Source organism: Thermoflexus sp., assembly GCF_042408365.1.
Lineage (GTDB): Bacteria > Chloroflexota > Anaerolineae > Thermoflexales > Thermoflexaceae > Thermoflexus.
In genome coordinates, this window is the sequence record NZ_JBHOQJ010000116.1 from 1 (window position 1) to 2485 (window position 2485).

The following is a 2485-nucleotide window of genomic DNA, read 5'->3' on the forward strand; positions in this document are numbered from 1 at the left end:
CCCCCCCCCCCCCCCCCGGGGAGGGGGGAGAGAAAATTTTCAGGGGCTGGGGGCCGAAGGCCCCCAGCCCCTGAAAACCCATAGACAAAGGACCACCTCTCATTCCGGTAATTTGTGAGCGCTTGGAGGTGGAGAAGGTGAGAAGGCCATTCTTGATAAATGGAATTACGCGGTAAGTTTCCTCCTTTTTATGTTCATCAAGCTTCTCGAAAAACGATTGCGCGATCTGGTCCTTCAACCGAACGTTCGTTAAGATGAGATTGCAATAACCCATTCGGCGAGGCACGCCATGGACGATCCTTTGCAGCCCTTCTTTCACGCTCGTGGGGTGGCGCTGGTAGGCGCCAGCGCGCAACCGACCAAACTGAGCTACGGCGTTCTTCAGAATCTGATCCGCTCGGGTTATCCGGGGCCGATCTATCCGGTTCACCCCAGGGGGGGCGAGCTCCTGGGCCTATCGGTTTATCGTTCTCTGGATGAGGTTCCGGATCCGGTGGATTTGGCGATCCTGATGGTTCCGGCAGAGCAGAGCGTTGAGGCGCTGGAAGCCTGTGGGCGCCGGGGGATCCGCGCGGCCATCCTGGTAGCCTCCGGTTTCGCGGAGCGCGGCGAAGAGGGTCGGGAGCGGGAGGAGCAGCTTCGCGCGGTGGCCCGTCGCCACGGCATACGGTTCATCGGACCTAACGCGGTGGGCCTCATCGACACACGGATCCCGTTGAACACCACCTTCATTCATATCATGCCGAAGCCTGGCCCCATTGGATTGGTCTCTCACTCTGGGGCAGTGTGTGGGGGAATCCTGGATTGGGGGGTCAGCGTGGGCATCGGGTTCTCCCGGGTCGTTAGTCTGGGGAACCAGGCAGACATCGACCTCGCGGATGCGCTCCGCTCCCTGGCCGCGGATCCGTTCACCCGGGTCGTGGCGGCTTACGTGGAGGGGATCCGCGACGGCAGGCGCTTCCTTGAGGCCGCTTCCGAGGTGAGCGCGAGGAAGCCCTTGGTGATCCTCAAGGCGGGGCGCACACCGGATGGGGCCCGTGCGGTCGCTTCCCACACGGGAGCGCTGGCGTTGCCCGAGCGGATCTTCCGGGCCGCTGCGCACCATGTGGGAGCCATCTTGGTCGATCATCTCGAAGCTTTGATCGATGCGATCCTGGTATTGGCCTTGCAACCAGCTCTTTCAGGTACCCGGGTGGTCATACTGACCAACGCAGGGGGGCCAGCGGCGGTCGGGGCAGATCATCTGGCCCGCTATGGATTGCGGTTGGCAGATCTTCAGCCCTCAACACAGGAGCGCCTTCAGGCGGTCACCCCGCGGGGCGCCATGGTGGGGAACCCGGTGGATATGCTCGGGGGGCCTCAACCGGAACACTACGCATGGGCCCTCCGGGCCCTTCTGGAGGATCCCGATGTGGATGCGGTGATGGCCCTCTTCGTTCCGCAAGCGGTGACCCCCGCTCGCGAGGTTGCCGCGGCCATCGGCCGGGCCGCAGCAGGTTCCGCCCGGCCGGTGGTGGGGGTCGTCTTCGGGGGCGAGATCGCCCTGGAGGCGATCCGGGCGCTCCATGCGGCGGGCGTCCCGGGTTTTCTCACCCCCTGTCGGGCTGCCTTCGCCCTGGGCGTTCTCCATCAATGGGCCAAGATCCAGCAGAAGCGCCGCGAGCGCCTCGAGCCGGTTCATCCGCCGGACTTATGGGGTGCTGTTTCGCGGATCCTGGAAGCTCGGGTGCAGGGGAAATGGGTTCTGGATCCACAGGCGGGGGCGGAGCTGGCAGCTGCCTGGGGACTTCCGGTGCCACCTTCCGGGCTCGCCGCCACGCCGGAGGAAGCGATCGCACTGGCGGATCGCCTGGGATATCCGGTTGCCCTTAAGCGCGTCGCGCCGGGGTTAATCCACAAGAGCAAGGCCGGTGGGGTGGCGCTGAACCTCAGGGATGCCTGCGAGGTCCGTGAGGCCTTCGCTCGGCTCATCGGCCCTAACGAGCAAGCTCTCATCCAACGAATGGCTCCAGCGGGCCTGGAGATCATCATCGGCGCCTATCGGGACGCCCAGTTCGGCCCAGTGGTGATGTTCGGTGCGGGAGGCGTTGAAGTGGAGGCCGTAGACGATGTGGCGTTCCGGTTGCCTCCCATCCGCCGAGCGGAGGCGGAAGCCATGCTGGAAGAAACGTGGATCGGCCGCCGCCTCTTGCGGCGGGGTGGGAGGGAGCTTGAGGAGATCATCGACATCCTGCGGCGGGTGGGCCAGATGATGCTGGAACACCCGGAGATCGCGGAGATCGATCTGAACCCGCTGATCGTCGCTCGTCCTGGTGAAGGGGTTCACGCGGTGGATGTCCGGATCGCGCTCTCCCAGGAGGTTCCCACTTCCATGGAGGCCGCAGCGCTCCCGTCATAGATTCGGGTCCTCTCCCCAACCCGCGTGGCTGATCTTTCCACGGGGAATTTCGGCGGGGTGTGGCGATGGGATGGAGTAGGGGCAGGC

Annotated in this window: 2 protein-coding genes; one reads left to right on the plus strand and one right to left on the minus strand. The window is 64.6% G+C overall.

Annotated elements, in window-relative coordinates; all coding sequences use genetic code 11:
• Nucleotides 1-238, minus strand: a 238-nt coding sequence (locus tag ACFMO5_RS05060; protein ID WP_376791672.1) for a hypothetical protein, incomplete at its 3' end; no start/stop codon positions are given.
• Nucleotides 239-289: 51 nt separating this feature from the next.
• On the opposite strand from ACFMO5_RS05060, the gene ACFMO5_RS05065 reads away from it, so the two are divergent.
• On the plus strand, nt 290-2398 hold the full coding sequence (locus ACFMO5_RS05065) for an acetate--CoA ligase family protein (protein WP_376791673.1): 2109 nt from the start codon (nt 290-292) through the stop codon (nt 2396-2398).
• The last annotated feature ends 87 nt before the right edge of the window (nt 2399-2485 follow it).